The sequence below is a fragment of the Paenibacillus taichungensis genome (genome assembly GCF_047302525.1).
GTDB lineage: Bacteria > Bacillota > Bacilli > Paenibacillales > Paenibacillaceae > Paenibacillus > Paenibacillus taichungensis_B.
Genome location: NZ_CP168020.1, coordinates 2,508,110 through 2,524,124 on the forward strand (window position 1 = coordinate 2,508,110; position 16,015 = coordinate 2,524,124).

General features: G+C 45.3%; 12 protein-coding genes. All 12 read left to right on the forward strand.

Annotation, left to right across the window (positions count from 1 at the left end; all coding sequences use genetic code 11):
- The first annotated feature begins 311 nt into the window (after positions 1-311).
- The 12 genes from ACDJ58_RS11665 (at position 312) to ACDJ58_RS11720 (ending at position 16,000) form a co-directional block, all read left to right on the forward strand.
- Positions 312-1,361 carry a 2,3-butanediol dehydrogenase gene (locus ACDJ58_RS11665; protein WP_413378039.1) on the forward strand — a complete coding sequence of 350 codons (1,050 nt, stop codon included), beginning with the start codon at positions 312-314 and terminating at the stop codon, positions 1,359-1,361.
- A 283-nt stretch (positions 1,362-1,644) separates the two neighbouring features.
- Positions 1,645-2,958: a hypothetical protein gene (locus tag ACDJ58_RS11670; protein ID WP_413378041.1), complete on the forward strand. Its 1,314-nt coding sequence runs from the start codon at positions 1,645-1,647 to the stop codon at positions 2,956-2,958.
- Positions 2,959-3,277: 319 nt separating this feature from the next.
- Positions 3,278-4,381, forward strand: a complete 1,104-nt coding sequence (locus ACDJ58_RS11675) for an NADH:flavin oxidoreductase (protein ID WP_413378043.1) — start codon at positions 3,278-3,280, stop codon at positions 4,379-4,381.
- A 375-nt stretch (positions 4,382-4,756) separates the two neighbouring features.
- On the forward strand, positions 4,757-6,097 hold the full coding sequence (gene nagZ / locus ACDJ58_RS11680) for a beta-N-acetylhexosaminidase (protein WP_413378045.1): 1,341 nt from the start codon (positions 4,757-4,759) through the stop codon (positions 6,095-6,097).
- A gap of 73 nt (positions 6,098-6,170) precedes the next feature.
- Positions 6,171-6,875 carry a response regulator transcription factor gene (locus ACDJ58_RS11685; RefSeq protein WP_053782085.1) on the forward strand — a complete coding sequence of 235 codons (705 nt, stop codon included), beginning with the start codon at positions 6,171-6,173 and terminating at the stop codon, positions 6,873-6,875.
- On the forward strand, positions 6,872-7,858 hold the full coding sequence (locus ACDJ58_RS11690) for a sensor histidine kinase (protein ID WP_413378048.1): 987 nt from the start codon (positions 6,872-6,874) through the stop codon (positions 7,856-7,858). Before ACDJ58_RS11685 ends, ACDJ58_RS11690 begins: the two co-directional genes overlap by 4 nt.
- Positions 7,859-8,136: 278 nt before the next feature.
- Positions 8,137-8,907 (forward strand): ABC transporter ATP-binding protein, encoded by a 771-nt coding sequence (locus ACDJ58_RS11695; RefSeq protein ID WP_413378050.1) that lies wholly within the window; start codon positions 8,137-8,139, stop codon positions 8,905-8,907.
- Positions 8,882-10,840 (forward strand): FtsX-like permease family protein, encoded by a 1,959-nt coding sequence (locus ACDJ58_RS11700; RefSeq protein WP_413378052.1) that lies wholly within the window; start codon positions 8,882-8,884, stop codon positions 10,838-10,840. Before ACDJ58_RS11695 ends, ACDJ58_RS11700 begins: the two co-directional genes overlap by 26 nt.
- A 196-nt stretch (positions 10,841-11,036) precedes the next feature.
- Complete coding sequence (locus ACDJ58_RS11705) at positions 11,037-12,464, forward strand: 4-hydroxyphenylacetate 3-hydroxylase family protein (protein ID WP_413379614.1); 1,428 nt, start codon at positions 11,037-11,039, stop codon at positions 12,462-12,464.
- A gap of 220 nt (positions 12,465-12,684) precedes the next feature.
- Positions 12,685-13,392, forward strand: a complete 708-nt coding sequence (locus ACDJ58_RS11710) for a response regulator transcription factor (RefSeq protein WP_063563457.1) — start codon at positions 12,685-12,687, stop codon at positions 13,390-13,392.
- Positions 13,370-14,821 carry an ATP-binding protein gene (locus ACDJ58_RS11715; protein ID WP_413378055.1) on the forward strand — a complete coding sequence of 484 codons (1,452 nt, stop codon included), beginning with the start codon at positions 13,370-13,372 and terminating at the stop codon, positions 14,819-14,821. Before ACDJ58_RS11710 ends, ACDJ58_RS11715 begins: the two co-directional genes overlap by 23 nt.
- Positions 14,822-14,920: 99 nt before the next feature.
- The gene (locus tag ACDJ58_RS11720; RefSeq protein ID WP_413378057.1) at positions 14,921-16,000 is read left to right on the forward strand and encodes an AI-2E family transporter; all 1,080 of its coding nucleotides are present in this window, start codon (positions 14,921-14,923) and stop codon (positions 15,998-16,000) included.
- Positions 16,001-16,015: the final 15 nt, after the last annotated feature.

The window sequence follows — 16,015 nt, forward strand, 5'->3', positions numbered from 1 at the left end:
TAAGTATCCCGTGAATACGATTGAAAGGTCAGAGATGTCTGTTGTTTTCCAAAAGAACCGAATGGATAAATAGCGGATTCTATAATAAATTGAATTAAACATTTACACGAGAAGGGAGAGGAAGCCACAGAGCAAAAAAACTATCGATACATTGAAAACGCTATCATTACACCAAAGTTATCGACGTGAAATTCATAAGATAGACATATGTGTGACAAATTATGTTTGACAGCCTATTTAAAATGTGACATATTTAACTTACGGAAACGTTTCCGATTATATCAAAACTTATGATCTGGGAGATGAAACAAATGAAAGCATTGCGTTGGCACGGAGTAAAAGATTTGCGTCTCGAAAATATTGATGAACCCCGCCCTGAACAGGGAAAGGTTAAAATAAAAGTGGAGTGGTGTGGGATCTGTGGCAGTGACTTACACGAGTACACTGCTGGCCCGATCTTCATTCCGGCTCAAGCACCACATCCGCTAACAGGGGAACAAGCACCTGTTGTGATGGGGCATGAATTTTCAGGACAAGTCGTTGAAGTAGGAGAAGGCGTGACACGTTTTCAGGCAGGTGACCGCGTTGTGGTAGAACCGATCTATGCATGTGGTCATTGTGAAGCCTGTAAACAAGGGAAATATAATTTGTGCGATCAGATGGGTTTCTTGGGCCTGGCTGGGGGAGGCGGGGGTTTCTCGGAGTATGTAACGGCTGAGGAATACATGGTGCATGCCATTCCTGATTCCATCTCTTACGAGCAGGGAGCATTGGTGGAACCTTCCGCAGTAGCTCTTCATGCTGTTCGTCAAAGCAAACTGAAAGTCGGCGACACTGCGGCTGTTTTTGGTGCGGGTCCAATCGGGTTGTTGGTTATTGAAGCGTTGAAAGCTTCTGGCGCATCGGATATTTATGTCGTGGAATTATCCGAAGAACGTAAAGCCAAAGCGGAAGAACTTGGCGCCATTGTTATTGATCCTACACAATACAAAGTAGTGGAAGAAATTCATGCACGCACCCAAGGCGGCGTGAATGTAGCTTATGAAGTAACAGGTGTTCCGCGGGTGCTACAACAAGCGATTGATTCAACGCGTATTGGCGGTGAATTGATGATCGTCAGCATTTTTGAACAGGAAGCACCGATTCTGCCAAACTCCATTGTCATGAAGGAGCGTACGGTCAATGGCATTATTGGTTACCGTGACGTATTCCCGGCGGTTATTAGCTTGATGGCTAAAGGTTTCTTCCCGGCAGACAAGCTGGTAACCAAACGAATCAGCCTGGACGAAGTGGTAGAGCATGGATTTGAAGCGCTGCTGAAAGAGAAAAACCAGGTTAAAATTCTGGTGAAAGCAGAGTAAATTTACCAAGCAAATAACAAGACGAAATAATAGAGTGGAAGTCCGCAAATGGCAACAGGCAACCAGCTAAAGCTCAACTGGAACTGATGTGCAAAGGGTAGGCAGCCACAACGAATGAATGACAAATAGACAACGCATCTTCGGATGCGATTGTCTATTTTTTTTGCACAGAACGGGCGGAATTTGTTGCAAGTACGTGTCATTTTACATAATATGAAAAGATACAATTTGTATCATTTTGATGTAAAGGTGTTATCTCATAAAAATAAAGGAGGAAGCGGACATGCAGAGCAATACAAAATGGGCAGCCGTGATTTTGACGATCGTTGCAGGCATGGGCTGGCTGCTTATGGGTAATTCGAAACCCAAAAACAATGTTTCAACGGATCAGCAGCCGACTGTCGAACGGGCACTTGCCAAGGTGTCCAATGCGCCTATCACATCCGCCGATGTGACGTCCAAGATCCAGTTGCTTGGAAGACCTTTTAAGAAAGCGCCATATGCCAATAATGTTTGGGACTTGCAGCTGTACAGAGGGAAAATATATATGGGTCATGGGAACAGCAGTAATTTAGGTGTTTCACCTAATGCGGGTCCTATTCCAGTCATTTATTACGATACAGCCAATCCCAAATTTATAACCCAGTCCGTCACCAATAGCAATCCGAGCATCGTTCCTTCGACCAAATTGTTCGTGGATGAGGAACAGATTGATATTTATAAAGTGCTGAATGACAAATTGTATATTCCCGGAAATGATTCGGATGGTGAGCAGTGGGATATGGGAAATTTCTATCGGTTAGATGGAGATGTATGGACAAAGTATCGCAATCTGCCGTTAGGTGTACACGTATACGATTTGGCTTCCTATCAGGGCAAACTGTTTGCAGCGCTGGGTACCGAGCAGAAACCGACCGTATTAATCTCTCATGATCAAGGCGAAAGTTGGCAAAAATTCGCCACTATCAATACGTTTGGCTTTAGGGCATATACGTTATTTGAGATCAAGGGCAAATTATATGCATCAGGCATGATGTATCCTGCTAATAAAATTTGGGGCGATAAAACCAATGTATTAGAGATTAATGAGAAGCTTGAAAAGAAAGACGTGGTCATTTATGGTAGCAAAATGCTCCCAGGGTTATCCTATCAAACGGGCACAGTCCCTTATAATAAAATAGGGAAAAACATTAATTTCAACAATAAGCTGCTTTATATTGCCGGAGGGGTATTCAATGATGGGCAACTGTTACCCAAATCCTTGAATGTGATGACCGACATTAATCAGGCAACGCGTGTCATTTTGCCAGATACTCAAGCTCTTCCTACGGATCTATTGCTTCGGGACAGGAAAGTCTATGTGCTTACTTACACACGCAAAAGTGCGAATCTCTATATAAACCGGGTGTATCAATCGACTGATCTGAACACATGGAATGAAATCCTCCGTTTTAACCAGGACACGTACGCCAAGTCTTTTGAAGAACACGAAGGTGATTTCTACTTTGGGCTGGGCACAGACCCCGACGTTCTATCGACTTCATCAGGCAAATTACTCAGAGTTAATCGCAATGATATCCCTGTTAATTCTAATTAAATGTAAGGGAGATTATGGATTATATACTATGCTTCATCCACATTTTTGGTTACAGAGAGAGCCGTTTAGGTTAATTGTACAGGGCAAGATCGTAGAACTTCTTAGATGAAGCTACATCGAGCTTGCTCTATTTTTGTGTTCAAGAGATTAGTAATACCCCTTTGATTGAAAATTTGAAAATAAAAATCAGAAACTATAAAATAGAAAGGTGATATATCTTAACCAATTCGCTGATTAACATCTGTGGTAGTTATACAAGAGCATGTGCAAGAAAGTGTACATGTTTTCTTCCAATCTAAACGTAAAGGAGCAATACACAATGAATGTGCCGTCAGCTTTGTTTAAACCATTTACCTCGGACAAGCTTACCCTGTCCAACCGGATCGTCATGGCACCCATGACTCGTGGATTTTCACCCGAAGGAGTACCCGGACCAGAGGTCGTGGAATACTATCGTCGCAGAGCAGCCGGAGGTGTAGGGCTGATCATTACGGAAGGAACGGGGATTAACCACCCTTCATCCATTAGTGGCGCAAGCATTCCGCTGTTCCATGGTGAAGAATCACTGCGGGGTTGGGCGAATGTAGTCAAAGCAGTCCATGAGGCAGGTGGCAAAATCATGCCACAATTGTGGCATGTGGGCACAGCCCGCCGTTCAGGCGATTTGCCTAATGCAGAAGCTGAGCCGGTAGGCCCATCGGGACTAAGCATGGCAGGTGAACCTGAGAGAGAACCTTTGTCAGAGGACGAGATCAAGGGTCTTATTCAGGCGTTTGCCCGAGCAGCAGCAGATGCGCAGCGTATCGGTTTCGATGGTATTGAGCTTCACGGGGCTCATGGCTACCTGATTGATCAATTCTTCTGGGAACACACCAATCGTCGTACGGATAAATACGGAGGTGATCTGGCACAGCGCACGCGTTTTGCTGTTGAAGTTATTGAAGCATGTCGCGCTGCAGTAGGCCCTGACTTCCCGATCGTACTGCGTTTCTCCCAATGGAAAATGGGGAACTACGACGCACGGCTGGTGGAAACACCAGAACAACTGGAGCAATTCCTTGCACCCCTCACGGCTGCAGGTGTAGATATTTTCCACTGCTCAACCCGTCGATTCTGGCTGCCGGAATTTGATGGCTCAGAGCTGAATCTTGCAGGCTGGACACAGAAAATAAGTGGCAAGCCGGCGATCTCTGTTGGATCAGTAGGGCTCGAAGCGGAATTCGTGGACAGAGCGAACGAAAATCAGGGAACGGGTGACGCTCATCTGGATCAGTTGAACGAGAAAATGGAGAATAATGAATTTGACTTGATCGCGTTGGGGCGTGTACTGCTGAGTGATCCTGAATGGCCGAACAAAGTTCGCGAAGGACGCCAGTCCGAAATCGTTCCTTTTACAGCAGAAGTGTTGAAAACACTCTATTAAGAGAAGTTTTAAGGGTCCGAAAGAACAAATGCCAACAGCAACGAAAACTGAAAACAAACTTGATGCCGCCGAAAGGCGGCTTTTTCGCCTCCCTATAATAATAATTTCAACATATGAAAAATTCACAATAGAAAATCGTTCTTCGCACCGCTGATACCTTTTCGCATCCCCTTCTATCAAACACGCCCAAGGAATAACACCATGAAGTACCACAGTTTAACCCCAAAAGGGGGAAATTTTTTGTGTTTTTAGGTGGCATCATAAGAATTTGTATTTGGGCCGTCTCCATTTTGAAATTGAAGCACCTTATGATAAGGTTATGCCTGAACCACATTCAGCCTGAATGAAAACAACGCTTAAGGAGGATGACCATCCTTGTATATCCATAGTCGCAAGTTAAAAAACAAACACATAAACACGCTTCAAATGTTGTTCCTGCTACTCGGAATAGTCCTGCTCTTATCCGCATGTGGGCAGTCACAGAAGCCTTCCTCGTCAGAGCAAAATAACAATAATGCCGGAACGGAGACAAATGCGAATTCAAACGCAGGTGCAAACGATCAGGATAATGATCAGGATGATCAACAGAATACAGTGCCTCCACAGGAAGAGAAGGATCCAGTACAAAAGCAGCTCGACCAATTGTCTTTGGATGAAAAGATCGGACAAATGATTCTGGCGGGTGTTCAGGGGACCACTTTGGATGCTCAAGCGAAACAGATGATCACGGATCAGAAGGTGGGAGGGATTATTTTCTATGCGAATAATGTCTCGACCCTTCAAGGGACAGCCAAGTTCGTACAATCCATTAAGGATGCGAATCGTTCCAATCCGGTACCAATTTTCATGAGTGTGGATCAGGAGGGTGGCAAAGTTAGTCGAATGCCAGAAACGGTAGAAACTATACCTTCCAATGGGAAAGTTGGCAAGACGAAGGATGCTGAATTGGCTGAAACGATGGGCAAATTGTTGGCAAGACAAATTCAGCTGGTAGGCTTTAACGTCGATTTTGCTCCAGTGCTGGATGTAAACAGTAATCCGAATAACCCGGTGATTGGGGATCGTTCATTTGGAAGTTCAGCCAGTCTGGTATCCCGAATGGGTATAGCCGAGATGAAAGGGCTGCGCAGCGAAGGGATTATTCCGGTGGTGAAGCATTTTCCTGGTCATGGGGACACGTCAGCGGACTCCCACTTGGATCTGCCTGTCGTGAACAAAACAGAAAAGCAACTTGCCCAGCTGGAGTGGATTCCGTTTGAGGCAGCGGTGAAGGAACAGGTAGAAGCGGTTATGGTAGCCCATATTTTGTTTCCAAAGCTTGATCCCGACCATCCGGCCTCCTTGTCGGACGTCATTATTGGTCAGCATTTGCGTGGGAAATTCAAGTATGACGGTGTGGTCATCACAGATGATCTGAGCATGGGCGCGATCGCGAAAAATTATAAGCTGAACGATGCCGCCGTAGCGACGGTTCAGGCAGGGAGCGATATTCTGCTGGTAGCTCACAGTTATGAGAGTGCCAAGACTATTTTTGATACGCTGATGAGCGCAGTGAAGTCCGGGAAGATTTCAGAATCCCGAATTAATGAAAGTGCATATCGAATTCTGGCTTTGAAGCAGAAGTATAACTTGTCCGATGAGGAGCAGCAGTCTGGCGATTTGAAGCAGCTGAACGCTGACATTGTGGATTGGCGCAAGCAGGTCGATGCCCGATAGTACCAACCTGTGTTATGATTTTGGAAAGAGAATTGCATATTCCATTACGACAGGTTAGAGGTGAGACCTTTTTATGTATACGATAATGATTATTGAAGATGATCCAAAGATTGCGGGTCTACTTCAATCCCATATCGAGAGATATGGTGACAGGGCCGTTGCGGTTGAGGATTTTGAGCAAGTCGTCCAGCAGTTCGAACAAATTAAGCCGCATGTCGTGCTGCTGGATATCAACTTGCCGAGTTACGATGGGTTCTATTGGTGTCGCCAAATTCGTTCCATCTCCACATGTCCGATTATTTTCATCTCGGCCCGGAGTGGCAAGATGGATCAGGTCATGGCGCTTGAGAACGGTGCGGACGATTATATTACGAAGCCGTTTGAGCATGAGATTGTCATGGCCAAAATTCGAAGTCAGCTGCGCCGGGTGTATGGTGATTACGCTGCGCGTCATGAAGAGCGCAAGGTGGAACTGGATGGACTAACTGTTTATCTGGAAAGATTGGAGATGGAGCTCGGTGATCGCAAGATACAGCTGACCAAGAAAGAAACCATTTTGCTGGAGACGTTGCTGCGTCGCAGTCCCAAACTGGTTAGCCGTGAAACCATCTTGGAAAAGCTGTGGGACGATTCCTTTGTGGATGATAATACACTTAGCGTGAATGTGACCCGCGTGCGTAAACGATTGACTGAGTTGGGAATTACAGATGCGCTGGAGACGGTAAGAGGTTCAGGTTATCGACTCAACAGTAATTGGAAGGCATCGTCGCCCTCATGAAGTTGTTTATCAAAGAACATATTGTACTGACTTGTTGGGTAATCGTTGTGCTGCTCACTGTGGTTGCGGTCTTCTGGTACGACGGCTATGACCACTGGTTAACGGCCGCGTATGCGGTATCTCTGGGGCTAGTCCTATATGCAGCCTATCTCATTTATCGGTATCTGTCCCATCGCATGTTTTATTCCCGGATGTCCCAACGAATGAATGATCTAAAAGAATTCGTTCCACTGAATGAGCCCGCGCCCTTGCCGCAGGCATTGTCAGAACTGCTGGACTCACAGTACGGTCATTATCATGCGCATCTGCATCGTCTGGAACAGCGTCAACAGGAATACCTGACTTTTATGAATCAATGGGTTCATCAGATGAAGACACCTTTGTCCGTCATTGAACTGACGGTTGAGGATCAGGAGGATGAGGATCCCCGTTTCATCAGCATTCGAGAGGAAGCAGACCAGATGAGACGAGGACTGGAAACGGTGTTGTACATGGCGCGGCTGGAGACATTTGAACAGGATTTCAGTGTGGAACCGGTATCCCTCAAGGCGGCCGGAGAAGAAGCCATCCATGAGCTGAAACGATTCTTCATTCGCAATCACGTATATCCCGAGATGAAAATTGATTCTGCGTTAATGGTTCAGTCGGATGCGAAGTGGATTCGGTTTGTCCTCGTACAGCTGTTATCCAATGCCATCAAGTACTCTTCCGGGGGAAACGGGCAAAAGGTAACCATCCAGGCTTATGAATCCACACGGTCCATCATTCTTGAAGTGAAGGATCAGGGAGTGGGTATTCCCAAGTCGGATCTTAACCGAGTGTACCAGCCTTTTTTCACCGGAGAGAATGGGCGTCACTTTAAAGAATCCACGGGGATGGGACTGTATATTGTTAAGGATGTCCTGACACGAATGAATCATCGGATTGACCTTACATCCGTTCAGGGAGAAGGAACCACTGTAACCATTACATTTGAAACCTGAAATATAAATCTGCATGATACGGAACGAAATGAGAAGACGTCTGGTGCCCTGACAGGGATCGGCGTCTTTCTCGTTTTCTACATATGAGAAGACGATTTTCGGATAGTGAGACATGTAACCTTACAATAATGTCATGAAGATGAAAGGTTAATCCATAGGAGAATGGTCGAAACTTCGATAGACTGAAGTCAGAAAGTAGAGAACGACCTCGAATTGCGATGAAGTTCAGCCCAACTTAGTTTAATTCAAATTCTAAATCTAAAAGGAGCCATTAACCTATGGAGATATGTTCAGTGAAACAGATTAGCAAAATTTATAAAGGGATCGTGTCATACGAAGCCTTGTCAGGTATTGATCTCAGTATTCAGGAGGGTGAATTCGTTGGCATTATGGGTCCATCAGGCAGCGGCAAAACAACGTTGCTGAACATGATTTCAACCATTGACCACCCTACTTCAGGGGAATTGCAGATTGCAGGAAAGAATCCCTTTGAACTGAATCATGATGACTTGGCCTTGTTCAGACGCCGAGAGCTGGGATTTGTATTTCAGTCGTTTAACCTGCTTAACACACTCACGGTAAAAGAAAACATTGTCCTGCCGCTCACGCTGGACGGAGTACCGGTTGAGGAGATGAATGAACGTGTTGATCGACTCGCAGAGAAGCTCGGCATCGCAGATCTTCTGAACAAACGCACCTATGAAATCTCCGGAGGTCAGGCCCAACGAACAGCAATCGCACGTGCCCTGATCCATTCACCCAAGCTGGTGCTGGCCGATGAGCCTACAGGAAATCTTGATTCGAAGGCGGCACGTGATGTGATGGAGATGCTGGACCGTCGTAACCAGGAAGATCGGGCGACCATGCTGCTGGTTACTCATGATGCTGTTGCTGCAAGTTATTGCAGCCGAGTTGTATTTATTAAGGATGGAAGGCTGTACAACGAAATTCATTATGGAGATAGCCGATCGACGTTCTATCAGCGGATCATCAACGTGTTATCCCTGATGGGAGGCTCGGGACATGAATTTTCGCCAGTTCGCCATTAATAATGTCGTTCGGAACAAACGAATTTACTTGGCCCATTTTCTGAGCAGTACGTTTTCGGTCATGATCTTTTTTACGTATGCGCTGCTCTTGTTTCACCCGGATCTGAAGGATGGACTGAAAGGTTCAAGCGGGACAGTGACCATGCTTGCGAATCAGGGGTTTCTGAGTGCAGAGATCATTATTTTCATCTTTTCGTTTCTCTTTCTGCTCTATTCCGTAGGTTCATTTCTAAAGACGCGTAAAAAGGAATTCGGCATATTTCAAATCATCGGCATGACTCGTAAACAGATGAACCGACTGTTATTTATGGAAAACATGTGTATCGGATTGGCCGCCATTGTGGCAGGCGTTGGATTAGGAATGATCTTTGCCAAGCTGATCCTGTTGATCTGCGGTTCCATGCTGGCTGTGGAAGAAAGTCTCCGATTCTATTTTCCAGTAAAAGCTATCGCACTTACTGTTGGAGCATTTCTGCTGCTGTTTGTTGTGATTGCGCTGAGCTCATCTCTGCTGATGCGAAAAGGGTCATTGATTGATCTTGTAAAATCAGAGGAAAAACCGAAACCCGAGCCAAAGGCTTCTCGTCTATTAGCACTACTCTCCGTCATACTCATTGGGGGTGGATATGCGGGTGTATTTGCCTTTGTATGGATCACATACTCCTTCCCTTTGCTGTTTGGTAGCGTTGTTTTGGTTATTGCAGGCACGTATCTGTTATTTACCCAACTTAGTGTGTATGCCATTCGGGCGCTCAAAGGCAATAAACGTTTGTTTTTCCGCAAAACGAATTTGTTGTTTCTGTCCGAACTTACCTATCGAATGAAAGATAATGCCGTCATGTTTTTTATGGTGAGTGTGATCTCTGCTTCCGCCTTTACAGGCATTGGAACGATGCTGGCGATCGCTGATCCGGGATTGTCATCCATGACAAATCCATATGCATTTACTTACCAAAATTCATGGGATACATCTAGTGCAGAACGCCACATCAGGAAGATCGAAGAGACTTTAATTGATAATGAAGTTCCATATCAGAAAGGTAGTTATATTCCACTATTTGATGACGAGGGCAACTATATTATCAAACTCAGTGAGTATAATCATCTTGCCAAGGCACTCGGTTACAAAGAGCGAACTCTGGAGAACGTCAACGACTCGTTTATGACTCCAGGTAATCTTACGAGCCGCAAGACATTACGTGCTGAAGCTGGGCAGGGTTCAACTCAGAAAAATATCGATATGAGGGTTGGAGAAACAAATAAAAAGATACGTCTAACAACACCTGAGACCGAGATCGTCATCCCGGTTGAATATACAAGGGAAGTGTATGTAGTTTCCAATGAGCTGTACGATAAAATGAATAAGGAATTTAAGAATGAAATCCAAGCGGATGAAAATTTTTATTTCGATAAAAAAACTCAATTTGTTGTGACAGATTGGATGGGAACGCGGAAGTTTGCTCCTGATCTGATCGAATCCATTCAAAATGACTCAGATGGTCAGGGCTACTTCGAGATCAGCGCTCTTGTGCTAGATTGGCTTAATTCCAAACAAACTAATGGTATTATCCTTATTCTGAGCGGATTGATTGGCATTGTCTTTTTCACCTTTGCTGCAAGCTTTACCTACTTCCGGTTATATGCAGATCTGGAACGGGATGAAGAGCAGTACCGCATGATTGGTAAGATGGGACTGAGTCGCCCGGAGCTTCGTAACATCGTAACCAGACAGCTGGTATTAATGTTTTTCCTACCAATAGTGTTGGCCATTATCCACAGTTCCGTTGCATTTGTCGCATTGCAGCAGTTGGTTGATTTCTCTGTTATGGGTTATACTTTGCGCATTTTCCTCGTATTTGCATCCATGCAGATTCTGTTCTTCCTGCTGGTACGCTGGCGCTATCTGCGTCATATGTATGCCAAATTGATCTAATAATAAATCTAATAGAACAGACACCGGACCTTAGGTTCGGTGTCTGTTGACTTTTTCCTCCAAAGCAAAGTACTATTTCAATAGATACAATATGTATCATTTCAGTTAACTTGAGTCTCGAAATGATTAAAAACATTATCACCATTGAGTTTCCTAGCCTTTCTAACTGAGAAGGAGGATTACATTGAGCATAACGATGTCCCGGGGACAAGCTTATCTGCAACGGTTGAACGATGAACGGAATGTATGGCTGGATGGAGAACGTGTTCGCGTAACCGAGCATCCTGCCTTCCGGGGAACCTTGCAAACGATTGAAAGTCTGTTCAATCTGGTGGATGATGCGGACACGAGAGAAACAGTGGCTTATTGGGATGAGCAGACGAATGGATATGTACATCAGGCTTTTCAAGTACCCCGCAATGCTCAGGAGATCAGCAACAGGGCGGCAGCCTTTCGATTGTGGTCTGATCGCACCTACGGGGTAATGAGCCGTCTCTCGGATTACGCTCGATCCCGCCTGACTGGATGGTACGCCACACGGGATGCCATGGCTGTATATGACCCGGCATACGGAGGTAAAATAGCTGCCTATTATGAGGAAGCAAAACGTAAGGACGCCTTCCTGACCATTGTGCAGCGGGACCCGCAAATTAATCGTGCTCTGCCTGTCGGGGAAGATGAAGATGCGATGCTTCGAATCATTCGTACCAATACAGAGGGCGTTGTCCTCCGTGGTGCCAAGATGGTGGCAACTGCTGCTCCATATGCGGATGATGTCATTGCATATCCGATTCAGCGCATTCCTGGACATCGCCCGGAATTGGCGCATATGGTTATTGTGGCAACAGGCAGTCCAGGATTACATATGGTATGTAGAGAATCTTTTGCAACATCAGATTCAGATAACGCTCATCCGCTTAGTATGCAGTATGATGAGATGGATGCTGTATTATTTTTTGACGACGTATTTGTACCTTGGGAGCGTGTACTGCTGCACAACAATCCGGAAGCGGTATGGCAGATCCGCTGCAACACAGCATCCTCCAGTTTGGCTTACCATCAGAGCGTTATTCGGCTGCATTCGAAGCTGGAATTCATTACAGCCATCACGTCTTCTATTGCCAAGGAAATTGGAGTGGATTCCTTCCTGAACGTACAAGAACAGCTTGGGGAGATGGTCAGCCAGATGCATACGATTGAAGGACTCATCATTGCATCTGAGGCACAGGCTACACCGGATGTTCATGGTAACTGGCTACCTGCATTCAAATATATCGAAACAGCCCGTAATCTGGGGACCCGTTATTACCCACGCGCTGTTGAGATTTTGAAGACTATAGCCGCAGGTGGCCTTATTCAGATCCCTTCCGGGAAGCTGGAGCTCGAAGGAAGTATCAGCCCCATGATGAACAAGTATCTTGGAGGCGTAACGATGCAGGCACCAGAGAAGATTCGATTATTCCAGCTCGCTTGGGAGCTGACAGGAAGTCCGCTGGGCGCCAGACATGATCTGTATGAACGTTTCTATGCTGGTGACCCGGTACGCAATCGGGCGAGTCAGTACGTGCAGTATGACAAGGAGCGATTATATGCACGGGTTGAACCCTGGTTACGTAGCAAGTGATGAATGAACTGATAAAAATTTACTTATTTAGCTTTATATTTGAAGCTCTGGCCTGATGCCCGGGCTTTTTATTTAGGTTATCTTTAGAAATGGTTTAGATTGAATTAAGAGACGTAGTATATAGTAGTAACGTATAGACATATGAACAATAGCAAACGGAATGTACGGATACGAATTCGATTGAAAATGAATTTATTGAAATAGGAATGAGAGGATTCGCATGAGATACACACTATTAATTGCAGATGACGAACCCGAAATTGTGGAACTGCTTCAGCTGTACCTCGAGAAGGACTACAACATTGTGACAGCAGTTAATGGAGTAGAAGCGCTAGAGTGTATCCGTTCAACTCAGATTGATCTGGTCATACTGGATATTATGATGCCAGTAATGGATGGACTCCAGTTAATCAAACAAATCAGGTCCACACATCATATGCCTGTTCTGTTCCTATCGGCCAAAAGCCAGGACCATGACAAAATCCTTGGACTCGGATTGGGTGCCGACGACTACATCTCCAAACCTTTCAATCCTTTGGAGATTGTCGCCAGAGTGGAAGCTTTGCTCAGAAGAGTCAATCAATTTGATGCACCTGACGTGCCTGCTGCTAAGGAGTTAAATCTTGTCCTTGGTGAGCTTAGGCTTGATCGATCCCAATGTATCCTTTTTCGCTCGGGTAAACCTGTGACATTGACCTCTACAGAGTACAAAATCGTGGAGCTTCTGCTTGAGCAGCCAGGCCGTGTTTTCACCCGTAAAAAAATATACGAAGCCGTCTGGGGAGATTATTACGCTCACGAGGACAGCACGATAATGGTACATATCAGTAACATTCGGGAAAAGATCGAGCGCGACTCCAGGCAACCGGAATATTTAAAAACGATAAGGGGACTGGGATACAAAATTGAAGCGCCCATGGAAAGCTAGAGAAAAGAGACTATTGCAAACGTCCCTGACACTGGACTTTTTGCTGTTTAACTTCTTTTTGTTGTTACTGGTAGCAATCGTGTACATTATCATTAATCTGGATGTGGTTGATTTCCGCATTTCGGATCAGGTGGTGGATCCTGATCTGAATGTGGAGGCACATGTGTATGTGACAGAACTGGAGAACGAATGGCTGTCCGGTAGTTCCGATGAGGCCAATAATACCGAGATTCAGCGTCTCAAGGACAGTGGGGGATGGATTGAAGTGCTGGATGCGGAGCGGAGGGTCATTCGTTATATCGGGGACAAGCAGGATACGTTCACTCAATACAGTGAAGCTGAGCTATATGCAGGACTCGAAAACCGAAATGAACAGCCGTACTATTACTCCATTAGTCCGCTTTCAACAGAGGGAGCTGCAAAGTACGTTTTGCTGAAGATTCCGCGCGACTTGGTCAGTGTGCGAATTAATGATAATCAACTGATTACCAATTTGAAGCATCCGTTATCGTTTTACATTATGATCGGGATCGGGTTGGTCTTGCTGCTGATATTTGTATACAGCTACTGGGTCGCCCGGCGAATCAAAAAGCCGCTAAGTATTCTCTCTCTAGGTCTTACCCAGATGATCCAGGGGAATTATAGTACGCGTATGTCCATCTCGGCAGAGAGGGAATTTGTCCAGATTGGAGAAACCTTCAATTATATGGCGGACGTCATTGAGAATACATCTGCGGAGAAACGTTATGCCGAAGAGAGCAAACAGCGATTAATTGTGGATCTGTCGCATGATCTCAAGACCCCTATCACGAGTATTCAAGGATACGCCCAGGCTTTGGTGGAAGGTCGAGGGGAAGACAAGGACAGGCAGCAGCGATATCTGGGATATATCTACAACAAGTCCGTTCAGGTTGCGCGCATGATTCAGAATATGCTGGAATTGCTCAAAGTAGATTCACCTGACTTCCGTATGCACATTCAACAACGGGAAATCGGCGAATTTGTACGTGAGATTATGGCCGATACGTATGGTGAGATTGAGCAGAACCATTTTGGCCTGCATGTGCTCGTCCCTGATGAAGAGATCTATGCAAGGTATGATCCGGAGCTGTTGTCCAGAGTGATTCAGAACCTGATTACAAACGCTTTGTCCTACAACCCGCGGGGGACGGAGTTGCGTGTGGAGTTAATCCCACTGGACAACCATGTGGTTATCGAGGTTGCTGATACCGGTGTGGGTATCCCTCAAGAGTTGTGGGCAACCATCTTTGATCCATTTGTTCGCGGAGATGAGGCTCGTACGGGAACCGGGGGTACTGGGCTTGGACTGGCAATTGCGCGGCGGAACACCGAGAAAATGGGTGGACGATTGACGCTTTCCCGACGTGGACGGGAGACGACGGTGTTCACTATACAGATTCCGAAATAAAGAACCGACATAAAGGATAAGGTTGACATAAACATTCTGTCATTCTGATCACATTTGCAAAATGCTTATATAGAAAAGGTTAAGTGGAGGGGAAACTTTTTGTTCAAAGTAAATTCGTTTGTACGTTTCAGTATTGCACTGGCACTGATACTGATTAATATCTTTCTGTTATCACGTGTCAGCTTTATTTTCCAACCGCTTGTTACCATGCTTACGGTGATTACCGTGCCGATGATGTTGTCCGTATTCTTTTATTATCTGCTGCGGCCACTCGTCAATTACATGGAAAAAAAGAAGCTGAATCGCACACTTAGCATATTGCTGATCTATCTGGTGTTTGGTATACTGTTCGCCCTGTTTATTATAGGACTATGGCCTTCATTACGCGAGCAGTTGATCAACCTGGTAGAAAACGCGCCAAATCTGATCAATTCACTGAGTTTGCAGCTTAAAGAGCTGGAGCAGAACGGTGTCATTACGGCTTTGTTCCCGGAAGGATCGACCCCATTTTCGCAGATTACGGATTACATTAACAAAGGCTTCACCTTTGTAACGAACTATGTGAGTGGATTCTTCTCACTCATATCAAGCTTTGCGATTGTTCTGTTTACTTTCCCGATCATTTTGTTCTACATGTTGAAGCAGGGAGAGAAATTCGGTCGTAAGCTGGTGCACATTGCACCTAAACGTTTCCAAAAAGACAGTCGTGATGTGGTACTTGAGATCGATCAGGCGTTAAGCGGCTTTATCGTGGGACGAGTTCTCGTAAATCTGGCTCTGGGCGTGCTGATGTATATCGGTTTCCTGATCATCGGGCTCCCGTATGCACTTCTGTTAACTGTGATTGCGGTCATTATGAACTTTGTTCCATTTATCGGGGCGATCCTGTCTTCGGTTCCTATTGTCATTATGGGACTGGTGGTGTCCCCTTCAGTTGCGATCTGGTCACTCATTATTATTCTGGTAGCGCAGCAAATTCAGGATAATCTGGTTGCACCGTATGTATTCGGCAAAAAACTCGATATTCACCCGCTTACCACCATTATATTGGTGCTGGGTGCAGGTGATCTGGGCGGCATTATTGCCATTCTGATTATCATCCCTGTCTACATGATCGTTAAAATTATTTTGGTTCGAATCTATCAGCTATTCTTCAAAGACAAATGGCAGAATGCTTAAACATTTATAAATGAT

Coding starts and splice junctions, on each gene's coding strand:
- ACDJ58_RS11665 (WP_413378039.1), top strand. CDS start 312: ATGAAAGCATTGCGTTGGCACGGAGTAAAAGATTTGCGTCTCGAAAAT.
- ACDJ58_RS11670 (WP_413378041.1), top strand. CDS start 1,645: ATGCAGAGCAATACAAAATGGGCAGCCGTGATTTTGACGATCGTTGCA.
- ACDJ58_RS11675 (WP_413378043.1), top strand. CDS start 3,278: ATGAATGTGCCGTCAGCTTTGTTTAAACCATTTACCTCGGACAAGCTT.
- ACDJ58_RS11685 (WP_053782085.1), top strand. CDS start 6,171: ATGTATACGATAATGATTATTGAAGATGATCCAAAGATTGCGGGTCTA.
- ACDJ58_RS11690 (WP_413378048.1), top strand. CDS start 6,872: ATGAAGTTGTTTATCAAAGAACATATTGTACTGACTTGTTGGGTAATC.
- ACDJ58_RS11695 (WP_413378050.1), top strand. CDS start 8,137: ATGGAGATATGTTCAGTGAAACAGATTAGCAAAATTTATAAAGGGATC.
- ACDJ58_RS11700 (WP_413378052.1), top strand. CDS start 8,882: ATGAATTTTCGCCAGTTCGCCATTAATAATGTCGTTCGGAACAAACGA.
- ACDJ58_RS11705 (WP_413379614.1), top strand. CDS start 11,037: ATGTCCCGGGGACAAGCTTATCTGCAACGGTTGAACGATGAACGGAAT.
- ACDJ58_RS11710 (WP_063563457.1), top strand. CDS start 12,685: ATGAGATACACACTATTAATTGCAGATGACGAACCCGAAATTGTGGAA.